Origin of the sequence: Georhizobium sp. MAB10, from assembly GCF_045012825.1 — a bacterium.
GTDB lineage: Bacteria > Pseudomonadota > Alphaproteobacteria > Rhizobiales > Rhizobiaceae > Georhizobium > Georhizobium profundi.
On record NZ_CP118314.1, the window covers coordinates 3,771,353 to 3,793,334 of the forward strand.

Annotated in this window: 17 protein-coding genes; 11 read left to right on the forward strand and 6 right to left on the reverse strand. The window is 62.8% G+C overall.

Translation table 11 applies throughout. The features are described 5' to 3' along the window. Positions 1–99: 99 nt before the first annotated feature. The 3 genes from PU133_RS18135 to PU133_RS18145 form a co-directional block, all read right to left on the reverse strand. Positions 100–603 (reverse strand): TIGR00645 family protein, encoded by a 504-nt coding sequence (locus PU133_RS18135; RefSeq protein ID WP_404862813.1) that lies wholly within the window; start codon positions 601–603, stop codon positions 100–102. Between the two features lie 189 nt (positions 604–792). Further along, complete coding sequence (locus PU133_RS18140) at positions 793–2,673, reverse strand: DUF882 domain-containing protein (RefSeq protein WP_404862814.1); 1,881 nt, start codon at positions 2,671–2,673, stop codon at positions 793–795. Between the two features lie 330 nt (positions 2,674–3,003). Beyond that, complete coding sequence (locus PU133_RS18145) at positions 3,004–4,566, reverse strand: sigma-54-dependent transcriptional regulator (RefSeq protein WP_404862815.1); 1,563 nt, start codon at positions 4,564–4,566, stop codon at positions 3,004–3,006. Positions 4,567–4,761: 195 nt separating this feature from the next. Here PU133_RS18145 and PU133_RS18150 point away from each other — a divergent pair, with 195 nt between their 5' ends. The 8 genes from PU133_RS18150 (at position 4,762) to hemH (ending at position 13,946) form a co-directional block, all read left to right on the forward strand. After that, complete coding sequence (locus PU133_RS18150) at positions 4,762–6,597, forward strand: M3 family oligoendopeptidase (RefSeq protein WP_404864581.1); 1,836 nt, start codon at positions 4,762–4,764, stop codon at positions 6,595–6,597. A 52-nt stretch (positions 6,598–6,649) separates the two neighbouring features. Then, positions 6,650–6,940 (forward strand): CopG family ribbon-helix-helix protein, encoded by a 291-nt coding sequence (locus PU133_RS18155; RefSeq protein WP_404862816.1) that lies wholly within the window; start codon positions 6,650–6,652, stop codon positions 6,938–6,940. A gap of 3 nt (positions 6,941–6,943) precedes the next feature. Then, entirely contained in the window at positions 6,944–7,231 is a 288-nt protein-coding gene (locus PU133_RS18160; protein WP_404862817.1) for a type II toxin-antitoxin system RelE/ParE family toxin, read from the forward strand. After that, positions 7,228–8,130, forward strand: a complete 903-nt coding sequence (locus PU133_RS18165; RefSeq protein ID WP_404862818.1) for a heme-dependent oxidative N-demethylase family protein — start codon at positions 7,228–7,230, stop codon at positions 8,128–8,130. Before PU133_RS18160 ends, PU133_RS18165 begins: the two co-directional genes overlap by 4 nt. A gap of 107 nt (positions 8,131–8,237) precedes the next feature. Continuing rightward, a complete protein-coding gene (locus PU133_RS18170) occupies positions 8,238–9,683 on the forward strand; it encodes a homospermidine synthase (RefSeq protein WP_404862819.1) in 1,446 nt (481 codons plus the stop codon). A gap of 194 nt (positions 9,684–9,877) precedes the next feature. Beyond that, positions 9,878–10,261 carry an outer membrane lipoprotein Omp10 gene (omp10, locus tag PU133_RS18175; protein ID WP_404862820.1) on the forward strand — a complete coding sequence of 128 codons (384 nt, stop codon included), beginning with the start codon at positions 9,878–9,880 and terminating at the stop codon, positions 10,259–10,261. 195 nt (positions 10,262–10,456) lie between these two features. Continuing rightward, positions 10,457–12,715: a 5'-nucleotidase C-terminal domain-containing protein gene (locus PU133_RS18180; RefSeq protein WP_404862821.1), complete on the forward strand. Its 2,259-nt coding sequence runs from the start codon at positions 10,457–10,459 to the stop codon at positions 12,713–12,715. A 211-nt stretch (positions 12,716–12,926) separates the two neighbouring features. Further along, positions 12,927–13,946, forward strand: a complete 1,020-nt coding sequence (gene hemH / locus PU133_RS18185) for a ferrochelatase (RefSeq protein ID WP_404864582.1) — start codon at positions 12,927–12,929, stop codon at positions 13,944–13,946. Positions 13,947–14,018: 72 nt separating this feature from the next. Here hemH and PU133_RS18190 read toward each other — a convergent pair whose 3' ends face one another. Continuing rightward, positions 14,019–15,014, reverse strand: a complete 996-nt coding sequence (locus PU133_RS18190; RefSeq protein ID WP_404862822.1) for an SIS domain-containing protein — start codon at positions 15,012–15,014, stop codon at positions 14,019–14,021. Positions 15,015–15,169: 155 nt separating this feature from the next. On the opposite strand from PU133_RS18190, the gene PU133_RS18195 reads away from it, so the two are divergent. Continuing rightward, positions 15,170–16,609 carry an outer membrane beta-barrel protein gene (locus tag PU133_RS18195; protein ID WP_404862823.1) on the forward strand — a complete coding sequence of 480 codons (1,440 nt, stop codon included), beginning with the start codon at positions 15,170–15,172 and terminating at the stop codon, positions 16,607–16,609. A gap of 12 nt (positions 16,610–16,621) precedes the next feature. Here PU133_RS18195 and galU read toward each other — a convergent pair whose 3' ends face one another. Then, a complete protein-coding gene (gene galU / locus PU133_RS18200; protein ID WP_126011873.1) occupies positions 16,622–17,500 on the reverse strand; it encodes a UTP--glucose-1-phosphate uridylyltransferase GalU in 879 nt (292 codons plus the stop codon). Between the two features lie 266 nt (positions 17,501–17,766). Here galU and PU133_RS18205 point away from each other — a divergent pair, with 266 nt between their 5' ends. After that, a complete protein-coding gene (locus tag PU133_RS18205) occupies positions 17,767–18,981 on the forward strand; it encodes a lytic murein transglycosylase (RefSeq protein WP_404862824.1) in 1,215 nt (404 codons plus the stop codon). A 103-nt stretch (positions 18,982–19,084) separates the two neighbouring features. Then, entirely contained in the window at positions 19,085–20,455 is a 1,371-nt protein-coding gene (locus PU133_RS18210) for a DUF459 domain-containing protein (protein ID WP_404862825.1), read from the forward strand. A gap of 66 nt (positions 20,456–20,521) precedes the next feature. Here PU133_RS18210 and PU133_RS18215 read toward each other — a convergent pair whose 3' ends face one another. Continuing rightward, positions 20,522–21,976, reverse strand: coding sequence for a glutamate synthase subunit beta (locus PU133_RS18215; RefSeq protein WP_404862826.1), 1,455 nt, complete (start codon positions 21,974–21,976; stop codon positions 20,522–20,524). Positions 21,977–21,982 lie beyond the last annotated feature (6 nt).

The following is a 21,982-nucleotide window of genomic DNA, read 5'->3' on the forward strand; positions in this document are numbered from 1 at the left end:
GCCTCCTCCAGCTATTTCGACATAGAAGGCCGTCGGTCGGCACGACCGGCGGTTTTTTCGTGTTTGGGGTCGAGAAACCTCTCGTCTGTAGCCGCGCAATCAAGCCTTCAGCTTGGTCATGATCTGCTCCAGGAAGCCGAGCAGCAGCGCCGAGACGACGAAGGCGAGGTGGATCAGCGTCGCCCACATCAACCGTGTGCCGTCATATTGCTGCATGTTCAGGAAGATCTGGAGCAGATGGATCGACGAGATCGCGACGATGGACGACGCGACCTTGATCTTGAGACTGCCCGCATCGAGCTTGCCCAGCCATGAGATCTCGTCGTTATCGGTCTTGTCGAAGCGGCTGACAAAGTTCTCGTAGCCGGAAATCATGACCATGACGATGAGGCTCGCGACGAGTGCCGCATCAATGAGGCCAAGCATCGCGAGGATCATGTCGGAATCGTCGAGGGTGAAGACATCCACGGCCACCTTGGCGAGCTTGTAGATGAACGACACCGCGTAGATCGCCAGCGCCGCGGCGAGCCCCATATAGAAGACGACCAGGATCCAGCGTGCCGAGAGAATGACACGCTCGATCAGCAGTTCCATCGATTTCATGGGGCGAGGTTCCTTGGGGACGATGACGTGTCGATAGATACGCTTTTGCGACTGCGCAAGATGCCAGGGACGTAGGGCATCCGGCATCGCGCTGGCATAGGCCCAGAATAGCGGGTCCTGTGAAAAGCAGAAGGCCGCCGATCGAAGCGAGCGGCGGCCTTCACGATAATGTCAGGTGGATGCTGCGGCCTACTGCTGTGCCTCGAAGCGAGCGACGCTCAGGAAGTTCACGGCGGCACCGGTGAAGCGGTTGGCCTCAACCGTCTCGGCCGAGAAGCCGGTGGTGTAGACCACCTCGGGGGCGGCACGCAGCTGCTTGTCCACGAAGCGCGGCGACTTCACCGGCTGCGAGACGCTGGCAAGGCGCGTATGATCGAGCGCCCAGCTCGATACCATCGTATCGGTGAGCTTCGGCTCCGTGCGGATTGCCCGCTTGGCCGTACCGGTCGCTTCGCGCTCCGTCGGGCGGGCGCCCTTGAGTGGTGTTGCGCCGAGGGATGCAGCCATGCGGTTCGCCAGACCTTCCGGCTCGCCCGCAGCGGTATCGTTGCCGGAGGACGTGCTGGAACCGGTAGACGCGTCGCTTGCCGCCCGTGGCGAAGGCGTGAGCGAGGCAACCCGGATTTCATCGGGAGCTGCGATCGGTGCCGGAACTTCAGCAACGGCAGCGGCGGCCGGCGCTTCTGCCGCGGCAGTCGTACCCGTCGTGACGGAGGCTGTGCCCTGCCCGGTCGCGGCAGCGATCGCCGCAATTTCAGGACGCGCGACCGGTGCCGGCACGAGCGCAGTCTGCAGCGCGGAGGACGCTGCCTCGCTCGATGCCGCACTCGGCGCTTCAGGGGTTGCCTCAGCCATCAGGATGTCGGTGACTTCCTGGCCATCGAAAGCAGGCGCATCGTTGGCTGCGAAGACCGAGATACCCGAACGGTCGACGAATTCCGGAACCGGCACGGACATGCCGGAGAGATCGGCGAACTCACGCACTTCCGGCATGGCCGGTGCTTCCGTGGGCGATGGCGGTTCGACAGCTGCGACCTGCGGAATGGCTGCCGGCGGCGTGTTGGCGGCATTGGCCGGCAAGGTCGCGTTCGCCATGCTCATGCCGGCAGGCGGCGCGGCTGGAACAGGCGCTGCGGGAACCGGAGCGGCCGGAGCCGGTGCAAGTGCAGCCATCTGGGGCTGTGCCACGGCTTCGAGGACAGGTCGGGCGACCGGGACGGGTGCACGGATCGGAGCAACGCTTGCGATCTGCGTCTGCGGTGCGGCCTGAGGCGCTGCCTGCTGCGGCACGGCTGCGGGCGGTGCGCCGCGCTGTGGTGCAGCTGCAGGCGCTGCAATTGCTTCTGCATCTTCGTCTTCGTCACCATTGTTGCCGAAGAGCATTGCGATCAGGTTCCGGCGGCCGCCGCCGCTCCTGGCGCCATCGCTGTTGCGCGAGCCTCCGCCGGCAACTGCAATTTCCGTTGCGCCGACGCGACGCTGGTAATCGGCGAGCGCCTGGTCGTAGCCGGCGAGCTTGCGCCCGTCCGGCGGCAGGTGGATCGTCTTGCCATCGGGGAACAGCGCGAGGAGTTCCTGACGGCTCATGCGCGGCCAGGCACGAACGCTGCCGACATCGAGGTGCACGAAGGGCGAGCCGGAATTGGGATAGAAGCCGACACCGCCGACCTGGAAGCGCATGCCGATTTCACGGACGCGCTTCACCGGCACGTCAGGCAGGAAGAAGTCCATCGCCTTGCCGAGCGTGTGCTGGCTGTTCTTCGCCACGCCCGAAGAGCGCGAACGCAGCATGTTGTTGGTGTTGGGCGAACGGTAAGCCGAAACGACGTGGATGTACTCACGCGATCCCGATGCCTGGTAGACTTCCCAGAGCAGATCGAACAAGCGCGGATCCATCTTGGTCGGCTCGTTGCGACGCCAGTCGCGGAGGATGTGATTCAGTTGGTTCAGGCCTGCCTGATCGTAACGCCCATTGCGCTTGAAGACGATCTCCGCGCGCTCTTTCGTATGGGTGAAATGGATCTTCAGGCTGCGCGTTTGCGCAGACGCTTCGGCTGTGGCGAACGACATGACCGCGACGGCAAAAACCGCGACGAACGCCCAGCGAAGGGATTGAGAGAAGCAGCTCGTCACGGACCGAAGTAGGCCCTGCGCAGCAGCTGCGCTTTCGATGCACCCCGAATTGACTGCCAAAATCATCCCCACAAGCAGGTTCGTTTTTTAGTCAGATCCCCGGCCGCCCCAAACGAAGCTGCAACCGTGGCCCGCCGGCAACAGGGCCGGCCAAGGGTGCAATGTAGTGAATGAATAACTAACAACACCTAAACAGTCAAAGCGATCGCCCCGATTTATCCGGCGGCTAGCTCGAACATGCACTGAATTTGCTGCGAAAATCCCCGCTCAGGCCTCGATTTCGATCGTCTTCCCGGCGTCGATACCATAGTCCTTGATCTTGCGGTAGAGCGTCGAGCGACCGATTCCGAGACGGCGTGCAACCTCGCTCATCTGTCCCGAATAGAACTGCAGCGCGAAGCGGATGACCTCTTCCTCGACCTCGTTGAGGGTGCGCAATTCACCGTCATCGCCGATCGCATTGATCATGCCGCGGGCAGCACTGCCCGTCTTTGCCGTTGCCCCGAGGTCGCCGAGCGACAGGCCGCTCACGACCCGTTGCTGGCTTTCGGCAAAACCACGCTGCAACGGGACGTCCGGCATGGAGAGTGACGGCGCGTCGGACACCGCGACCCGTTGGCCCGCGCCGGCCTCGCGCACATCGTAGCCCGGCAGCTGCGCGGCGATCTGAGGGAAGAGATCGGGCGTCAGCAGGCCATCGTCGCAAAGCACGACCGCGCGGAAGACGGCATTTTCGAGCTGCCTGACATTGCCCGGCCAGTCATAGGCCGTCAGCATCGCAAGCACTTCCGGGCTGATCGACACCGGCCCGCGAAGCCCGTGTTCGCGACCAAAGCGGTCGGCGAAGCTGCGCACAAGCATTGGAACATCTTCCTTGCGATTGCGCAGCGGCGGCACCGTGATCGGGAACACGTTCAGCCGGTAATAGAGGTCTTCGCGGAAACGGCCCGCCTTCACCTCTTCGATCAGGTTCTTGTTGGTGGCAGAGATCAGCCGCACATCGACCTTGGCGCTTTGGCGCGCACCGACGGTTTCGATCTCGCCATCCTGGACGGCGCGCAGCAGCTTGACCTGGATATCGGGCGACAGATCGCCGATCTCATCGAGGAACAGCGTGCCGCCATTTGCTTCCATGAACTTGCCACGGTGCTTTTCCGTTGCACCGGTGAATGCACCGCGCTCATGGCCGAAGAGGACGCTTTCCACCAGCTTGTCGGGGATGGCCCCGCAATTGACGGTGACGAAGGGCTTGTGGCGACGATCGCTGGCGCGCTGGATGGTGCGCGCGATCTTTTCCTTGCCGACACCCGATTCGCCTTCGATGACGACGGGGATCAACGATGCCGCGGCGCGCTGCGCCAAATGCATGACGCGCTCCATGGCGGGGCTTGCGGAAACCATTCCGGTGCCGGGATCCATGCGGAAGCCCGCGTGGCGATCCTCGCTCTGGTCGACCTTGAGCGCGTTGCGGATCGAAACCGCCAGACGCTCCGGTGCCACCGGCTTGACCACGAAATCGAACGCCCCTGCCCGCATGGCTTCGACGACCGTTTCGATGCCGCCATGACCGGTCTGCACGATCACCGGCACTTCGATGCCGGATTGCGTCATCCGCCGCATGACCTCCAACCCGTCCATCCGCGGCATTTTGAGGTCCAAGACGACAATGGCGATCGGATCACGCGTGGTTGTCAGGAACTCCAGCGCGATGTCGCCGTCCTCGGCCATGAAGGCGTTGCCGCCCATATGCTCGACGGCGGCCTTCAAAAGGCGCCGCTGGACGGGATCATCGTCGACGACGAGGACATTGGGGCTTGCTGTCTGGTCCATGTTCGCTAGGACTCTTCTCTTGAAGGATCGGACGCTCGACCGGAGAGTCCCACAGGAGCTTCAAGATCAGCTTGCCGGAAAGGCTCGCATTTTAACGGTCGCGTTTCAGAACGGCGCAAACGGCGTTCGACGGTGTCGGACCGTTTCATTGGAGGACATCTATCGATGACGAATGTCGTGGCGAAACAAGTGTCTATGGCGAGCGAAGCGGCAGCGGCGCGGCGTCCTGCTGCCGATCTCGGCGCATTGCCGACCTGGCAGCTTGCGGATCTTTATCCGAGCCCGGACAGTGAAGCGTTGAAAAGCGATGTGGCGCAAGGGCTTGCCGATGCACAGACCTTCGCCGCGCGCTGGAAGGGCAAGCTCAGCGAAGCGGCCGGCAAAGACGGCGACGACGGTCTTGGCGCTGCGATCGCCGCCTATGAAGCGATCGAAGAGCGGCTGGGTCGTATCATTTCCTATGCGGGGCTTCTGTATTTTTCCGACACGAGCAACCCGGCAAACGCCAAGTTCTACGGCGACATGCAGGCCAAACTCACGGATGCCGGCTCGCATCTCCTGTTCTTCTCGCTCGAACTGAACGCGATCGAGGATGCGCGGGTCGACGCAGCCATGGATCGGGACCAGCTGACGGGTCACTACCGTCCATGGATCGTCGATCTCAGGCAGGACAAGCCTTACCAGCTGGAAGAGCGGGTCGAGCAGCTGTTTCATGAGAAAAGCATGACGGCTTCCGGCGCCTGGAACCGCTTGTTCGACGAAACCATGTCGGCGCTGCGGTTTACGGTTGATGTCGAGGAGATAAGCCTCGAGCCGACGCTCAACCTTCTGCAGGACCATGATCGGGCGAAACGCGAAGCGGCGGCGAAGGCGCTTGCCGAGACGCTGGGGGCCAATCTCCGCACGTTTTCGCTGATCACCAATACGCTGGCGAAGGACAAGGAAATTTCCGATCGCTGGCGCGGGTTCAAGGACATCGCCGACCAGCGCCATCTCGCCAACCGTGTCGAGCGGGAAGTGGTGGACGCGCTCGTGGAAGCCGTCCGGCGCGCCTATCCACGGCTGTCGCACCGCTACTACGCCATGAAGGCAAAATGGCTCGGCATGGAACAGATGGAGTTCTGGGACCGCAACGCGCCGCTTCCGGATACGCCACAGACAGCAATCGGTTGGTCGGAAGCCCGCGATACCGTGCTTTCAGCCTATGCCGGCTTTGCGCCTGAGATGGCGGACATCGCCAAACGCTTCTTCGACGACAACTGGATCGATGCGGAAGTGCGGCCAGGCAAGGCGCCAGGGGCGTTTGCCCATCCGACAGTGCCATCCGCTCACCCCTACGTGCTCGTGAACTACATGGGCAAGCCGCGCGACGTGATGACGCTTGCCCACGAACTCGGCCACGGCGTGCACCAGGTACTGGCCGGCCGGCAAGGCGCGCTCATGGCCTCGACGCCGCTGACACTTGCCGAGACAGCATCGGTCTTCGGCGAAATGCTTACCTTCCGGGCGCTTCTCGACAAGGTGAAGGACAAGCGCGAGCGCAAGGCGATGCTCGCCCAGAAGGTGGAGGACATGATCAATACGGTCGTGCGCCAGATTGCCTTCTATCAATTCGAGCGCAAGGTTCACGCGGCGCGCCGCGAGGGCGAACTGACGGCCGAGCAACTCGGCGAATTGTGGCTGTCGGTGCAAAGCGAAAGCCTTGGACCGGCGATCCGGATCTCTGAGGGATACGAGACCTACTGGGCCTATATTCCGCACTTCATCCATTCGCCTTTCTACGTCTACGCCTACGCGTTCGGCGATTGCCTCGTGAACTCGCTTTACGCCGTCTACCAGAACGCGGAGACGGGCTTCCAGGAGAAATATTTCGAGATGCTCAAGGCCGGCGGAACCAAGCATCATTCCGAATTGCTCGCCCCCTTCGGCCTCGATGCATCCGACCCCGCCTTCTGGGACAAAGGCCTGTCGATGATCGAGAGCTTGATCGACGAGATCGAGGCATTGGAGAGGGACGAGCAAGCGCTTTGACGCCAGCCCTCATCGGTCTTACATTGTCATACAATGTCGGACGGAGGATGTGATGTCGGATGACACTTCGATGCTCTCGATCAGGTTGCCAAATGATCTGCGAGACGAGATAGACCGCGTTGCACGACAACAGCACCGATCGCGCTCCTTCGTAGTGAAGGAAGCGATCAACGCCTATGTCGAGGAGCAGAGGGCCTATTTCGCGGCCATCGATGAAGCTCTTGCCGAAGTCGATCAGGGCAAGGTGGTCGATGGTGGCTCCGTCGCCAGTTGGCTGCAAAGCTGGGGAAGCCAAGCGGAGAGCACAACGCCCGAAAGCGAGCCGTCATATCGAGACGGCTAGCCTGTGAAGATCGAGTTCACTCAGGCGGCCATCCGCGACCTCCAGTCGCTTCGCCAGCACATACGTGGCGACGATCCGATGGCCGCGCGACGCGTTGGCGAGCGAATTCTGCAAGCAGTCGACATCATCAGCAAGAATCTTGGGATCGGACGGCTGATCGATCGAGACGATGTGAGAGAATGGTCTATCCCGGGACTTCCCTACGTGATCCCCTATCACGCTTCGAAAGATAAACTCGAAATCCTGCGTGTCTTCCATGTCAGGCGCAGAAGACCGGATCACTGGCTGTGACCGGTCACACTCCCGTCCACACCCCCTATGACGGCTCCGCCGAGCCCTTCACGATCGGCCTGCGTCAGCTCGATCCTGCCGACTGGATCGAAGTGGATGATCGGCTCGATGTGTATCTGACCGAAAAGGATCGGCTCGAAGGCGAGCGACCGTCTCGCGTGTTCGTGGAGACGCCCCAGTCCCGGCAGGCTCAAGACGAAGTTCTGGCGATGCTGACGCAGCATCTGCCCGACTGCTTCCCGCACATCTATCGCATCGATGGCAATGGGATGCGCATCGGCGCGGATCGTGTCGTCGATGTCACCGACACATCCGTGCCGCCATTGAAGCGGGCCGCGCGGCTCGTGCAGGAAGACCTCGTCATCATGCAAAAGGTCGATGGAGCGTGGCGGCTGACGGCCGCGTCGCTTTCCTTTCCCTCGTCCTGGTCGCTTACCGAGAAATTCAATCGCTCGATGGACGAGATCCATGCGCCGGTTCCGGGATTTCAGGCGGGCACTCGCAATGCAGAACTGATTGCTCGGATGTTCGACAATCTTCGGGTCGAGCGGCCGGTCTGGCGCCTCAACTGGTCGATCTATGGCGATGACCAACTGCATCATCCACACGCGCAGCCCTATGACGGGGCGCCGTTTGCCGATCCTTTCGCGGCATTTGTCCGGGTGGAACGGCAGACGTTGCGCAAGCTGCCCGAAACCGGCGGCATCATCTTCACGATCCGCATCTTCGTGGATGCTCTCGCGGCTTTGAAACGCCAAGGCGATGGGCCCCGTCTTGCTGCCGGGCTCCGGCGTCAACTGCAGGCGCTGCAGGGGAGCGAGCTCGACTACAAGGGCCTGCGGCTGCGGCGCGATGAGCTTGTCGATGCGCTTCAGCAGCTGGAGACCGCCAAGGCGTAAACCGTCTCGCCCTTTATTGTGACGAGAAAACATGCTTTAGCGCGGTCCAACAGGAACAGACGGACGCGAACGCCGCGTCCCGCTATTGCGCTGAGGAGCAGCTCACCATGTCAGGCAAGGATTATCCCGTTTACGGTGAAATCACGGGACCGATCGTCATGCTCGGTTTCGGATCGATCGGGCGGGGCACGCTTCCTCTCATCGAGCGGCACTTCAAATACGACAAGGACCGTCTGGTCGTCATCGATCCGCGCGACGACAACGCCGAAATTCTCAAGAAGCACGGCGTCAAGTTCATCCAGTCGGCCGTGACCAAGGAAAACTACCGCGAGCTCCTGTCGCCGCTGCTGACGGAAGGCGAAGGCCGTGGCTTCTGCGTCAATCTTTCGGTCGACACCTCCTCGCTGGACCTCATCAAGCTCTGCCGCGAGTTGGGCGTGCTTTACATCGACACCGTCGTCGAGCCCTGGCTCGGCTTCTATTTCGACAAGACCGCCGACAATTCCACACGCACGAACTACGCGCTTCGCGAAACCGTGCGCGAGGAAAAGCGCAAGAATCCAGGCGGCATCACCGCCGTTTCATGCTGTGGCGCGAACCCCGGCATGGTTTCGTGGTTCGTCAAGCAGGCCGTCGTCGATCTCGCCAAGGAACTGAATGTCGAGTTCGATGAGCCGGAAGCGGCCGACCAGCGCGGCTGGGCCAAGCTGATGAAGAAGGTCGGCGTCAAGGGCATCCACATCGCCGAGCGCGACACCCAGCGCACCAAGAACCCGAAGCCGATGAACGTCTTCTGGAACACCTGGTCGGCGGAAGGCTTCATTTCGGAAGGTCTGCAGCCGTCGGAACTTGGCTGGGGCACGCACGAAAAGTGGAAGCCGAAGAACGCCAAGAAACACAAGTCGGGCTGCAAGGCCGCGATTTACCTGGAACAGCCCGGCGCCAACACGCGCGTGCGCACATGGTGCCCGACGCCTGGCGCCCAGTACGGCTTCCTCGTCACGCACAATGAATCGATCTCGATCGCGGATTTCTTCACGCTGCGCGACAAGAAGGGCGAGGTTTCCTACCGCCCGACCTGCCATTACGCCTATCATCCGGCCAACGATGCCGTTCTTTCGCTGCATGAAATGTTCGGCAATGGCGGCACCCAGCAGCCGAAGCTGCACGTGCTCGATGAGGACGAACTGGTCGACGGCGTCGACGAGCTCGGCGTGCTGCTCTACGGCCACGACAAGAACGCCTACTGGTACGGCTCGCGCCTGTCGCTCGAAGAGACGCGCGAACTGGCGCCCTACCAGAACGCCACAGGCCTGCAGGTAACCTCCGCCGTGCTCGCAGGCATGGTCTGGGCGCTGGAGAACCCGGAAGCCGGCATCGTCGAAGCCGACGAGATGGATTACAAGCGCTGCCTGGAAGTGCAGCTGCCCTATCTCGGACCGGTGGAAGGCCACTACACCGACTGGACGCCGCTCGAAGGCCGCCCGGGCCTCTTCCCGGAAGACCTCGACGAGAGCGATCCCTGGCAGTTCCGCAATATCCTCGTACGCTGATCGGGCGCAGCGGCGCGCACTTGCATAAGCCGATTGCGCGCTGCATCCTCGACAAGCTTCAGCACGGCAGCGACTGTGGCGTAAGCGCCACAGCGCCAAAGCCTTGCAGAGGTGCAGGAACCAACATGGCGCATGCGCATTCGCCACAGCGGGGGCTAACGACAAGCCCGCTATCAACGGGAGACACCAATAACATGAACCGCCTCGTCCGCATCTCATCCATCGCCGGCTTGGCTGCACTTCTGGCAGCGTGTCAGGCAGTCAATTACAGCCCGGCTCCCGTGCTGCGCGAGGCGCCGCAGCCGCGCGACCAGTTGCAGGGCACCTGGGTTGATCCGAACGGCATCGTTTCGAGCTTCAACAACGGCCGGTTCGAGACCCGCACGACGGACACCAACAGCCTGCTGGCCGATGGCAACTACCAGTATCGATCCGATCGTCTGGTCGAGATCCAGCTGACGTCGCGCGTTCGCGGCACGACGTCGACGGTCAACTGCGCGATCGTCAGCCCGACGCAGCTGAACTGCACCTCGGATGCCGGTGCACAGTTCTCGCTCGCCCGTCAGGCCGTCGGCTGATCAAATTCCTTCTAACCGGCGCCCCAGCGGCGCCGGTTAACGCTCTCTGAGGCTTCGCCGGGATTTTGGCCGGAACGCCTGTTCTTTGCGCTTGCGCTCCCATGGCCATGATGAAACCATTGGCCCGACGTGCTGTCATAAAAGCTATGCAACAAGCTGGCAGCAAGCAGCGGAATTCACAGGGAGCTTTCTTTCATGTCAAAATTCTTTCGCCGCGCGGCGATCTCGGTCTCTGCGCTCGCCCTCTCCGCGGGCGCGGCCCATGCCGATTTCACTCTCGACATCCTGCACATCAACGACCTGCACTCCCGCATCGAGGCGATCAATTCCTCGGACGCGACGTGTTCTGCCGAGCAGGCCGAGGCCAATGAATGTTTCGGTGGTGTCGCGCGGCTGAAGACAAAGATCGACGAGCGGCGCGACGCGCTGACCGGTGAAGGCGCCAATGTGCTCGTGCTGGACGCGGGTGACCAGTTCCAGGGCTCGCTGTTCTACACGACCTACAAGGGCGAAGCCGAAGCCGAATTCATGAACGCCATCGGCTTCGACGCAATGGCGATCGGCAACCACGAATTCGACGATGGCCCCGAAGCGCTAGACGCCTTTATCGGCCTCGTCGACGTACCGCTGCTTTCAGGCAACACCGTCGCTGCCGAAGGATCGCTGCTGGCCGGCAAGTACGAGCCTTATCTGATCAAGGAACTTGGCGGCGAGCGCATCGGCATCGTTTCCGTTCTTGCCACCGACACGGACGAGACGTCTTCTCCTGGCGACGACATCTCGTTCGAAGACGAGATCGAGTATCTGACCGGCGCCGTCGCCGAGCTTGAAGCCGAAGGCATCAACAAGATCATCCTCCTGTCGCATGTCGGCTATGTGCGCGATCAGGAAATCGCCGCCGCCGTCGATGGCATCGATGTGATCGTCGGCGGGCACTCGCACACGCTTCTGTCCAACACCGAGGCAGGTGCCGCCGGCGCCTACCCGACGATGGTCGCCAACCCGTCGGGCACGGACGTGCCGATCGTTCAAGCCTACGCCTACTCAAAGTATCTCGGCGAACTGCGCGTCGAATTCGACGACGAAGGCAATGTCACATCGGCATCCGGTGATCCGCACCTTCTCGATTCTTCCGTCGAGCCTGACGCGGAAATCGCCGCGCGCGTCGCCGAGCTTGCCGAGCCGATCCAGGACCTGATGCTGGAGCGCGTTTCCGAAGCGACGACTGCGATCGATGGATCGCGCGAAACCTGTCGCGCGGGCGAGTGCGAGATGGGCAACCTCGTCACCGATGCGATGCTCTGGCAGACGGCCGATCAGGGCGTGCAGCTTGTCATCCAGAACGGCGGCGGCCTCCGTGCATCGATCGACGAAGGCGAGATCACGATGGGCGATGTGCTCGGCGTGCTGCCCTTCCAGAATACGCTGGCGACGTTCCAGCTTTCCGGTGCCGGCGTGGTCGCCGCGCTGGAAAACGGGCTCAGCCAGTATGAAGAACAGGCCGGCCGCTTCGCCCAGGTTGCCGGCATGCGCTACACCTTCGATGCCACGCAGCCGGCTGGAAGCCGCATCGTTTCGGTTGAAGTCGCCGATGGCAATGGCGGCTTCGCGCCAATCGACGAGGCAGCGACCTACCTTGTCGCGACCAACAACTACATGCGCGGCGGCGGCGACGGCTACGAGATGTTCGCGACCGAGGGCGAGAACGCCTATGACTACGGCCCGGGCCTCGAGCAGGTGGTCGCCGACTATCTGGCCGAGAACGAGCCCTACGAGCCCTTGCTGGAAGGCCGCATCATCGACGCCAATGCATCCGGCGAAGCTGCACCTGCAGAAGAGACGGCCGCTCCGGTGGAAGAGGAGGCAGTCGCTCCGGCTCCGGCCGAAGAGATGACCGCAGAGCCCGCCACGGAAGCCGAGGCGCCGACCGAAGAGCCTGCACCGGCAGCCGAAGAGGCAATGGAAGCCGAGACACCGGCGCCTGAAGCTCCTGAAGCTGCCGAGACGACTGCACCGGAAGCTCCGGCGACCGAGGCTCCGGCAGCGGAGGCACCGATGACCGAAGAGGCCGCGCCTTCCGAGACACCGGCTGACATACCGGCCGAAATGCCGGCCACGGAGGAAGATGCTGCAGAAACGGAGCCTGCTCCGGCTCCGGCTCCTGCCCCGGCGGCACCGGCAGAAGAGCCGGCTGAGCCTGCCGACACAGCCGAGGAAGCACCCGCTGCAACACCTGCGCCCATGGCACCGGAGGCAACCGAGGAAGCTGCTCCCGCCGCGGATGATGCCGGCGAGCGCACCCACACGGTCGCCCGTGGCGATACGTTCTGGGATATCGCCGAAGAGTATTACGGCGACGGCACGCTGTGGCAGGTGATCGCGGATGCGAACCCCTCGCAGGAAGCTCGGGATCTGGACATCGGCACCGAGCTGGTCATCCCGGCTCGGCCGTAAGCATCCGGCGCGATAGCCTTCCAAACATCAAAAGCCCGGATCCTCGTATCCGGGCTTTTGTTATGCAGTCGTTTCGTGCGACAAATTGGAATGATTGAAAATTGGCGCGTCGCCTTTATGTGAGAGGTCATTCCAGGTGGATGCCGAGACAAGGGTCGCCCCAACCATGAACCAGCACGTCAATCCCGTTTTCGAAGTCGCCGCGCCCAAGATGGCGCTGCCGACCGATCATCCGCCGGTCAAGATCGGTAAGGTCGGGGTGTTGCTTGTCAATCTCGGCACGCCTGATGCGACCGATCCCGTGTCCATGCGCCGTTACCTCAAGGAATTCCTGACTGACAAGCGCGTCATCGAATGGCCTAAGGCGCTCTGGTACCCGATCCTGTTCGGCATCGTCCTCAACACGCGGCCGAAGCGCGTCGGCAAGGCCTATGAAGAGATCTGGAACAAGGATCTCGACGAGAGCTATCTCAGGACCTACACGCGCAATCAGTCCGAAAGCCTTGCGCAGTCCCTGTCAATGCATCCGAACGTGCATGTCGATTGGGCCATGCGCTACGGCAAGCCTTCTATCGCTGAGCGCGTGGATGCATTGAAGGCGGAAGGCTGCGATCGCATTCTGGTGTTCCCGCTCTACCCGCAATATTCCGCGACGACGACGGCAACCGTGAATGACAAGGTGTTCGAAGCGCTGCTTGCCATGCGCTGGCAGCCGGCGTTGCGCACGGTCCCATCCTACCACGATGATCCGGTCTATATCGACGCCATCGCGACCTCGATCGAGAAGCATCTGGCGACGCTCGACTGGGAGCCGGAAGTAGTGCTCGCGTCCTTCCACGGCATTCCGCAGTCCTATTTCAAGCGCGGCGATCCCTATCACTGCCAGTGCCTGAAGACTGGACGTCTGGTACGCGAGCGGCTCGGCTGGACGAAGGAGCGGTTCCGGCCGACCTTCCAGTCACGTTTCGGGCCGGAAGAGTGGCTGCAGCCTTATACGGACAAGACGGTCGAGCAGCTGGCCAAGGATGGCGTGAAGCGCATCGCCGTACTCAACCCAGGTTTCGTTTCGGATTGCCTGGAAACGCTCGAGGAGATCGCGGGCGAGGCCCACGAGATCTTCGAGGAGCATGGCGGCGAGAAGTTCACGCACATCCCCTGCCTCAACGACTCGGCGGATGGCATGCGGGTGCTCGAAAGCGTCGTTCGGCGCGAGCTCCAGGGTTGGATCTAAACGCAGACCAGGCTTCATCAGTAAAGTAAAGGAACCGGCGGTGGGCTCAACCCAGCGCCGGTTTTTTGTTGCTCAGGCCGCGCCGACGCGCAGCAGATCGTGGAAATGCACGATACCGACAGGGCGACGGTTTTCGTCCGTCACGAAGAGCGCACTGATGTTGTGATCTTCGAGCAGCGCGAGCGCGCTTCCCGCAAGCACCGAGCCCGCGACCGTCTTTGGATTGACCGTCATCATTTCCTCGACGAGGAGGCCGCTCAGGTCGCGCGCTAGGTTTCGTGCAAGGTCGCCATCGGTGATGATGCCGACAAGCCCGCCGCCCTCGCCCACGATGCCGACGCAGCCGAACCGCTTTTCAGAGAGCTTCGCGACTGCCTCCGGAACGCCGGTGCCGATCGGCACCAGCGGCAGGCGATCGCCGCTGTGCATCAGGTCCGATACATGGGTCAGCATCGAGCCGAGCTTGCCGCCCGGGTGGAAAACCCGAAAATCGTTGGCCGTGAAGCCGCGCGTTTCCAGAAGCGCGATGGCGAGCGCGTCGCCCAGCGCAAGCTGCATGATCGTCGAGGTCGTCGGCGCCAGCCCGTGCGGACAGGCCTCCTGCTCCTTCGGCATGATCAGCGCCACGTCGGCTTCCTGGGCAAGCGTGGACTCAGCGCCCGACGTCAGGCCGATCAGCGGAATGCGGAAGCGCTTGGCATAAGCGATGATGCCACGCAGTTCGGCGGTTTCACCGGACCACGACATGGCGATGATCAGGTCGTCCTGCGCGATCATGCCGAGATCGCCGTGATTGGCTTCGACGGGATGCACGAAGAAGGCGGGCGTGCCTGTGGAAGCAAGTGTTGCCGCGAGCTTGGAGCCGATGTGTCCGCTCTTGCCGACGCCGGTGACAATCACGCGTCCGGTCGCCGCGCGCACACGCTCCACGGCTTCGCGGAACCGGTCTCCGAGGCCGTCGGCCAGCGCGGCCTGCAGTGCGGCCAAGCCAGCACGCTCGATCTCGAGAGTTCGTAGTGCCGAAGCGGTGATCTCGCTCGGCGCGTCCTGTGTATTCGTCATCGACATGGCGTTTCCGTTAGACCGTTTGGGCCCGGGTGTCCATGCGAAGACCTTCCGGGGGCGCCGCGCAAGAAAGCGTTAACCACGAGCGTTTACGATTTGGCAATCACAGTGGCGGTTCGCGATGCGCCGTCATCCATTCGATCCATGCAAGGCGGTTCATGCGGGCTCACCCGATCAGGGCGGAAGAACGGAGCGCACCGATCGGTCGCCGGTCGTCGCTGCTTGCCGCCCTTTTGCTCAGCACGATGCTCGCCTGGCCCGCCTGGGCCCAGGTATCAGACACACCCGACGCCGCCACTGCACTTGGAGGCCCACTCACGACCGAAGCCGCCGATGCAGTTACCGACGATCCGACCATCGAGGCGTTGATCGCGGAGGAATTGCGGCCATCGCAGCCGGCCGAGCCCGTTCGCATCGATGGACGGCAGAACCCGCGTGCCGAAACGGTGGGCGGCCAGTTGCGCCGGCGGGGCCCGGAGCCGACGGAAGCCGATGGCATCCGGCTTGGGACATTCGTTCTGCGGCCGTCGCTTTCACAACGCATCGTCAGCGAACAGCAATCGAGCGGTGACGACCGCGTGTTCACCCAGACCGACGGCCGGTTCGACCTGCGCTCCGATTGGTCGCGGCATCAACTCTCGGTCATCGGCGGCGGCGTCTTCCAGGAAAATCTCAGCGGTAGGGGCGCGACCGATCCCAGCGCGGAAATTGATGCGGTTCTGCGCCTCGATCTCGGCGGCCCGACGACGGCGACGCTGCGCGCGGGTTATGATTTCGAGCGTGAGGACGATACCGATCCCAACGCTTTGATCGGCGCCGACACGCAAGCTTCGATCCACGAGTTTTCCGCAGGTGCCGGCATTGCCCGGGAGTTCGGACTGATCCGGGGCTCGGTGGATGTGGACGCCGTGCGATCGCTTTACGGAAGCGCCCGGCTGGCCGACGGGTCGAATGTCGCGCTGGACGACCGCGACCAGACCAGCTTCTCGCTGCGCAGCCGGCTTGCCTATGCGGCCTCGGCGATCCTCTCGCCGTTCATCGAAAGCCAGGTCACACGCACGGAATTCGACGAGGAGATCGACCGTTCCGGCTTCGAGCGGTCCGCCACGACCTATGGCCTGCGCACCGGACTCGAGATCGATCTCGGAGAGAAATGGTTTGGCGAGATCGCCGCCGGATATGCCATGCGCGATGTCGACGATGCGCGTTTGGCGTCCATCGACACCTTCACGCTAGACGGCTTGCTGAATTGGTCGCCGAAGCGCGGGACCGATGTGCAGTTCGGAGCGCTGACGGAAATCGAAAGCTCCACCACCGCCGATCTCTCAGGATCGGTCGCGCAACGCTTCTACATCAATCTGACGCATGTGGTGCGCGATAACCTGCTTGCGCGCCTTGGAGGCGGCCTCACCCTGCGAGACTATTACGGCTTCGATATCGCGGACCAGTACATCTACGATGCGTCGGCCGGCCTCGTCTGGTCGCTCAACCGACATCTAGATGTCGAGGCCGACATCGCCTACGAGCGGACGACGCAGAGCGGTACGGCCGACTACGACACGGTGACGATCGGAGCCGGCCTGACGCTGAGACGTTGACCGGGGGGTTGATCAGCCGATCAACGCCCTGAGATCGTCTTCGATCAGGGCGCGAATGTCGTCGCGGGCCAGCGCAAAGGCGAGGTTCGCCTTGATGAAACCGTCCTTGGAACCGCAATCGAAGGTGTTGCCGCGGAAGCGGTAGCCGGCAAATTCCTGGCTTTCGGCAAGACGCAGCATGCCGTCGGTCAGTTGGATCTCATTGCCGGCGCCACGCTCCTGCGTCTCCAGAATGTCGAAGATTTCCGGCTGCAGAATGTAGCGGCCGTTGATGAACCAGTTCGATGGCGCGGTGCCCTTAGCCGGCTTCTCGACCATTTCGGTGATCTTGAAGCCTTCGCCGACTTCGTCGCCCATGCCGACGATGCCGTATTTGTGCGCGAGATCGGGATGGCACTCCTCGACCGAAACAACGTTGCCGCCGGTCTGCGCGTAGAGATTCATCATGCCGCTCAGGCAGCCCCGGGCGTCCTGCATCAGCATATCGGGCAGGAGCAGCGCGAAGGGCTCGTCCCCGATAATGTCGCGTGCGCACCACACCGCGTGGCCGAGGCCTAGCGGTTCCTGCTGGCGGGTGAAGCTCATGGAGCCGGCCTTCGGCAGCATCGCCTTGATGTTGGCGAGCTCGGCCGTCTTGCCGCGCGCTTCGAGCGTCTCGTTCAACTCGAACTGAATGTCGAAATGATCTTCGATGACAGCCTTGTTGCGACCGGTGACGAACACAAAGTGCTCGATGCCGGCGGCAGCCGCTTCCTCGACGACATATTGCACGACGGGCTTATCGACGATGGTCAGCATTTCCTTGGGAACGGCCTTGGTGGCCGGCAGGAAACGTGTGCCGAGACCCGCAACGGGAAGCACGGCTTTTCTGACCTTTTTGACTGTCGACATGGACTTTCGTTCCCTCGCGATCGGTTGCCTAACAAATACCTTAGACCAAACGCCACAATGTTGCTTCGCGTCGCTTTCAGCGCGAGGCAGAAAATGACCGGTCAAGATTTCATGGTAAAGACTTTATTGACTTCATCGACGTAGCATTCGGCCTTCGGATGTAAACCGGCCGCAAACAATACGGTTCGCGGCCTTTGAAGACACGGATCAGGCGGTAACGGCCGAAAGGCCAGCGAGTTGCAGTCGACGGTTCAGGAGGACGAGATATGAAGCGAATTTTGAGACAGACGTCGGCCTGCCTGGCTCTGACGCTCGCCCTTGGAGTGATGAGCCCTGAAGTAGCCCGCGCCGATGCTGGCTTCCAGCAATGGATTCGCGATTTCGCGAGCGTGGCACAGCAGAACGGCGTCAGCCGCGCCACCTATGACCACGCGTTCGAAGGCGTGACGATTCCGGACCCGGAGGTTCTGCAGAAAGCGGCCTATCAGCCCGAGTTCCGCTCGGAAATCTGGGATTACCTCGATAGCCGCGTCAATCCCTTCACGGTGCGCAAAGGCCAGGAGATGGCCCAGCGCCACGCCCAGACGCTCGCCCGGATCGAGCAGCGTTTTGGCATCGACCGCTCGGTACTGCTGGCCATCTGGTCGATGGAATCGAACTATGGCGACGTTCTTGAGCGTCCCGAGCGACTGCATTATGTGCCGCAGGCTCTCGCCACGCTCGCCTACAAGGACAGCCGCCGCGCGAAATTCGGGCGCACCCAGCTGCTGGCCGCGCTGAAGATTCTCGAGACCGGCGATATCCGGCGTGAACAGCTGAGCGGTTCCTGGGCCGGCGCCATGGGACACACCCAGTTCATCCCGACGAGCTATCAGGCCTACGCGGTCGATTTCGACGGCAATGGGCGCCGCGATATCTGGACCTCCGTTCCGGACGCACTGGCAACGGCCGCGAACCTGTTGTCCTCCAATGGCTGGCAGACCGGCAAGACCTGGGGCTATGAGGCTGTCGCTCCCGGCAATGGCGGTTCTTACAACGGACAGACGAAGACGCTTGCCGAATGGGAACGGCTTGGCTTCCGGCGGCCCAACGGCCAGGGGTTTCCTCGCGGCGAAGATCGCGCGGAGCTGAAGATGCCGGCAGGCACCAACGGCCCAGCCTTCCTGATGGTCCGCAACTTCTTCATCATCAAGCGCTACAACAATTCCGACTCCTATGCGCTCGCCGTCGGGCTCCTTGCCGACCAGATCGCCGGCCATGGCGGCATGAGCCAGCGCTGGCCGCGTCCGGCCGGCACGCTGTCGATGGAGGAAAAGTTCGAGTTGCAGACGCGCCTGAAGTCGCTTGGCTATTATGGCGGCGAGATCGACGGCAATCTCGGCTCGGGATCGCAGGAAGCCATCCGGCAGTTCCAGTCCCGCATGGGTCTCGATGCCGATGGCCAGCCGTCTTCGAACGTGCTGCAGCGGCTGCGGCAGTAGGAAGTCGATTGCAAGGCCGCAGCAGCCGGCCTAGGATTTATCCATCGACCGGGCGCCGATCACTCGGCGCCCGTTTGTCGTTGAAAATCGGCCAGGAGATCACGTGACGGGCAGATGGGACCGGATAGTTCAGGCCTTGCATAGCCCCGTGCGCTCCATCGCGGGCCTGCTCCTGCTTGCCGCAGTCTCATCCGCACTTTTCATGGTGATGCCTGTTTCGAGCTCATCGGCGCAGGAACGCTATGAGCGTCGGTCGGTGATCGACCTGATCTTCGGCCCCCGGCGCTCGCAGGAATTCCCCCCGCCACCACCGCCGCGCGCGCAGCCGGCACAGCAACAGCAGCAGCCTGCACGCAGACGCGCATCGCCGCAGGCGCCGAGTGGCAGTCAGACCCGCCAGGCGGCCACGCCTGCCGCACCGATCGTCGAGAAGGCCGAGGACGCGCGGACAGTCCTCGTCATCGGCGACTTCATGGCGTCGGGTCTGGCGGAAGGCCTGCAGGAGGCTTTTGCGAACTCGGCCAATGTGGTCGTCATCTCCAACACGAACGGCTCGTCGGGTCTGGTGCGGGACGATTTCTACAGCTGGCCGGCCAATCTTCCGACGATCCTGGAGGACACCGAGCCGGCGGCGCTGGTCGTCATGCTGGGGTCGAACGACCGGCAGCAGCTCCGTACGGCCAATGGCGCTGCCGATCTTTTGACGGATGCGTGGAAGCGGGAATATGCGGCGCGCGTCGATGCGCTCGCCGCCATTGCCGAAACCGCAGAAGTGCCGCTCATCTGGGTCGGCGCGCCGGCATTCCAGTCACCGCGCATGTCGGCCGATATCCTGGCGATCAACCAGATTTACCGCGACCAGATGGAAGCCGCAGAAGCCGATTTCGTCGATATCTGGGACGGCTTCGTCGACGAGGGCGGCGCTTTCATCACGACCGGTTCCGACATTCAGGGGCAACAGGTGCGCCTGCGCGGATCCGACGGGATCAACATGACAGCCGCGGGTAAGCGCAAGCTGGCCTTCTATGCCGAGCGTCCCCTCCGCCGGCTGCTGGAGGGCACCGTCAGCGCCACAGTCGAGGACATCATCCGCGCCGACGATGCGCTGATCGGCGAAGTCGAGCGTCCGCGCATACCCGAACTCGTCACCCGCACCGCACCGATCAGCATCACCGATCCGGCGCTCGATGGTGCGACCACGCTTCTTGGCAATGGCGAGACCTATGCGGAACCGGAGTTGCGCAGCCCGCGCGACCGGCTGGTTGAGGAAGGCTTGGCGGCGGCACCACCGGCCGGCCGCGCCGATGATTTCCGCTGGCCGCGCCGTGCTGTTCCGCCGCCATCGGCACCGCCGGCGGCACGAGGAGCGGATGCGCGCCCGACACCAGTCGACGCTGCCGCCCGAAGCGATCAGCGCGCCGCGGCCGCAAGCGAAATCGGACCGAGCCTCCCCGAAACGATCACAGCCAACTGATCAAACGCGAAAAGCCGGCACTCCCTGGGGAGGCCGGCTTTCTTGTTGGTCGAATGCGCAGCTAATTCAGCGCGGCAGGATGGTCGCGCCCATCAGCTCCAGATCGATCGCGCGTGCGGCCTGACGGCCTTCGCGGATCGCCCAGACGACCAGCGACTGGCCGCGGCGCACATCGCCCGCTGCCCAGACCTTGTCGACCGACGTGCGGTAGTCCTGATCGTTCGCCTGGACGAAGGTGGCGCCACGGCGGTCCTTGCCAATCTTGAGCTGACCCTCGAGCTCGCTGACAACGCTGTCCTCGAACGGGCCCCGGAAACCGATCGCGATGAAGGCGAGGTCGGCTTTGATGATGAATTCGGAACCGGCAATCGGATTGCGCTTTTCATCGACCTGGCAGCACTTCACGCCCGTGAGCTTGCCGTCCTCGCCGACGAACTCCAGCGTGCCGACCTGGAACTCGCGCTCGGCACCTTCAGCCTGGCTCGAAGATGTCCGCATCTTCGTTGCCCAGAACGGCCAGACGGCGAGCTTGTCCTCCTTTTCCGGCGGCCGTGGGCGAATGTCGAGCTGCGTGACGCGCACGGCACCCTGGCGGAAAGCGGTCCCGACGCAGTCGGATGCGGTATCGCCGCCGCCGACGACCACAACGTGCTTGGCGCCGGCGACGATCGGTTCGGACGGCCAGCCGATACTATCGATGTTGCGGCGCGCGACGCGCTTGTTTTGCTGCACGAGATAGGGCATCGCGTCATGGACGCCGTGCAGTTCGACGCCCGGGATGCCAGCGTCGCGGGGTGTTTCGGAACCGCCCGCATAAAGCACCGCATCGTACTCCGCGCGTAGCTCCTCGACCTTCTTGTCGACGCCGACATTGACGCCGCAGAAGAATGTGACGCCCTCGCCTGTCATCTGCTCGACGCGGCGGTCGATGAAATGCTTCTCCATCTTGAAGTCCGGAATGCCGTAGCGCAGCAGCCCGCCGGGCTTGTCCTCGCGCTCATAGACATGGACTTCGTGGCCGGCGCGGCCAAGCTGCTGGGCAGCGGCCAGGCCTGCGGGGCCGGAACCGATGACGGCGACCTTCTTGCCGGTCTTGCGGCTTGCCGGCTGTGGCACGATGAAGCCGCGCTCGTAGGCTTTGTCGGCAATCGCCTGTTCGATCGTCTTGATGGCGACCGGCGCATCTTCCAGGTTCAGCGTGCACGCTTCCTCGCAGGGCGCGGGGCAGATGCGGCCGGTGAATTCCGGGAAGTTGTTGGTCGAATGCAGGTTGCGGATCGCCTCGTCCCAGTTGTCGGAATAGACGAGGTCGTTCCAATCCGGGATCTGGTTGTGCACCGGGCATCCTGTCGGGCCATGGCAGTAGGGAATGCCACAATCCATGCAGCGCGCAGCCTGCTTGGAAATCTCCGAATCCGACATCGGGATGACGAATTCCTTGAAGTGACGAATGCGGTCGGATGCCGGCTGATACTTCGCCACCTGCCGGTCGATCTCGAGAAAACCTGTTACCTTACCCACGGCTTA

Bases quoted from the DNA above. Each gene is read 5' to 3' on its own strand.
- PU133_RS18135 (WP_404862813.1), bottom strand. From the start codon at position 603: ATGAAATCGATGGAACTGCTGATCGAGCGTGTCATTCTCTCGGCACGC.
- PU133_RS18140 (WP_404862814.1), bottom strand. From the start codon at position 2,673: ATGTCGTTCGCCACAGCCGAAGCGTCTGCGCAAACGCGCAGCCTGAAG.
- PU133_RS18145 (WP_404862815.1), bottom strand. From the start codon at position 4,566: ATGGACCAGACAGCAAGCCCCAATGTCCTCGTCGTCGACGATGATCCC.
- PU133_RS18150 (WP_404864581.1), top strand. From the start codon at position 4,762: ATGGCGAGCGAAGCGGCAGCGGCGCGGCGTCCTGCTGCCGATCTCGGC.
- PU133_RS18155 (WP_404862816.1), top strand. From the start codon at position 6,650: ATGTCGGATGACACTTCGATGCTCTCGATCAGGTTGCCAAATGATCTG.
- PU133_RS18170 (WP_404862819.1), top strand. From the start codon at position 8,238: ATGTCAGGCAAGGATTATCCCGTTTACGGTGAAATCACGGGACCGATC.
- omp10 (WP_404862820.1), top strand. From the start codon at position 9,878: ATGAACCGCCTCGTCCGCATCTCATCCATCGCCGGCTTGGCTGCACTT.
- PU133_RS18180 (WP_404862821.1), top strand. From the start codon at position 10,457: ATGTCAAAATTCTTTCGCCGCGCGGCGATCTCGGTCTCTGCGCTCGCC.
- hemH (WP_404864582.1), top strand. From the start codon at position 12,927: ATGGCGCTGCCGACCGATCATCCGCCGGTCAAGATCGGTAAGGTCGGG.
- PU133_RS18190 (WP_404862822.1), bottom strand. From the start codon at position 15,014: ATGTCGATGACGAATACACAGGACGCGCCGAGCGAGATCACCGCTTCG.
- PU133_RS18195 (WP_404862823.1), top strand. From the start codon at position 15,170: ATGCGGGCTCACCCGATCAGGGCGGAAGAACGGAGCGCACCGATCGGT.
- galU (WP_126011873.1), bottom strand. From the start codon at position 17,500: ATGTCGACAGTCAAAAAGGTCAGAAAAGCCGTGCTTCCCGTTGCGGGT.
- PU133_RS18205 (WP_404862824.1), top strand. From the start codon at position 17,767: ATGAAGCGAATTTTGAGACAGACGTCGGCCTGCCTGGCTCTGACGCTC.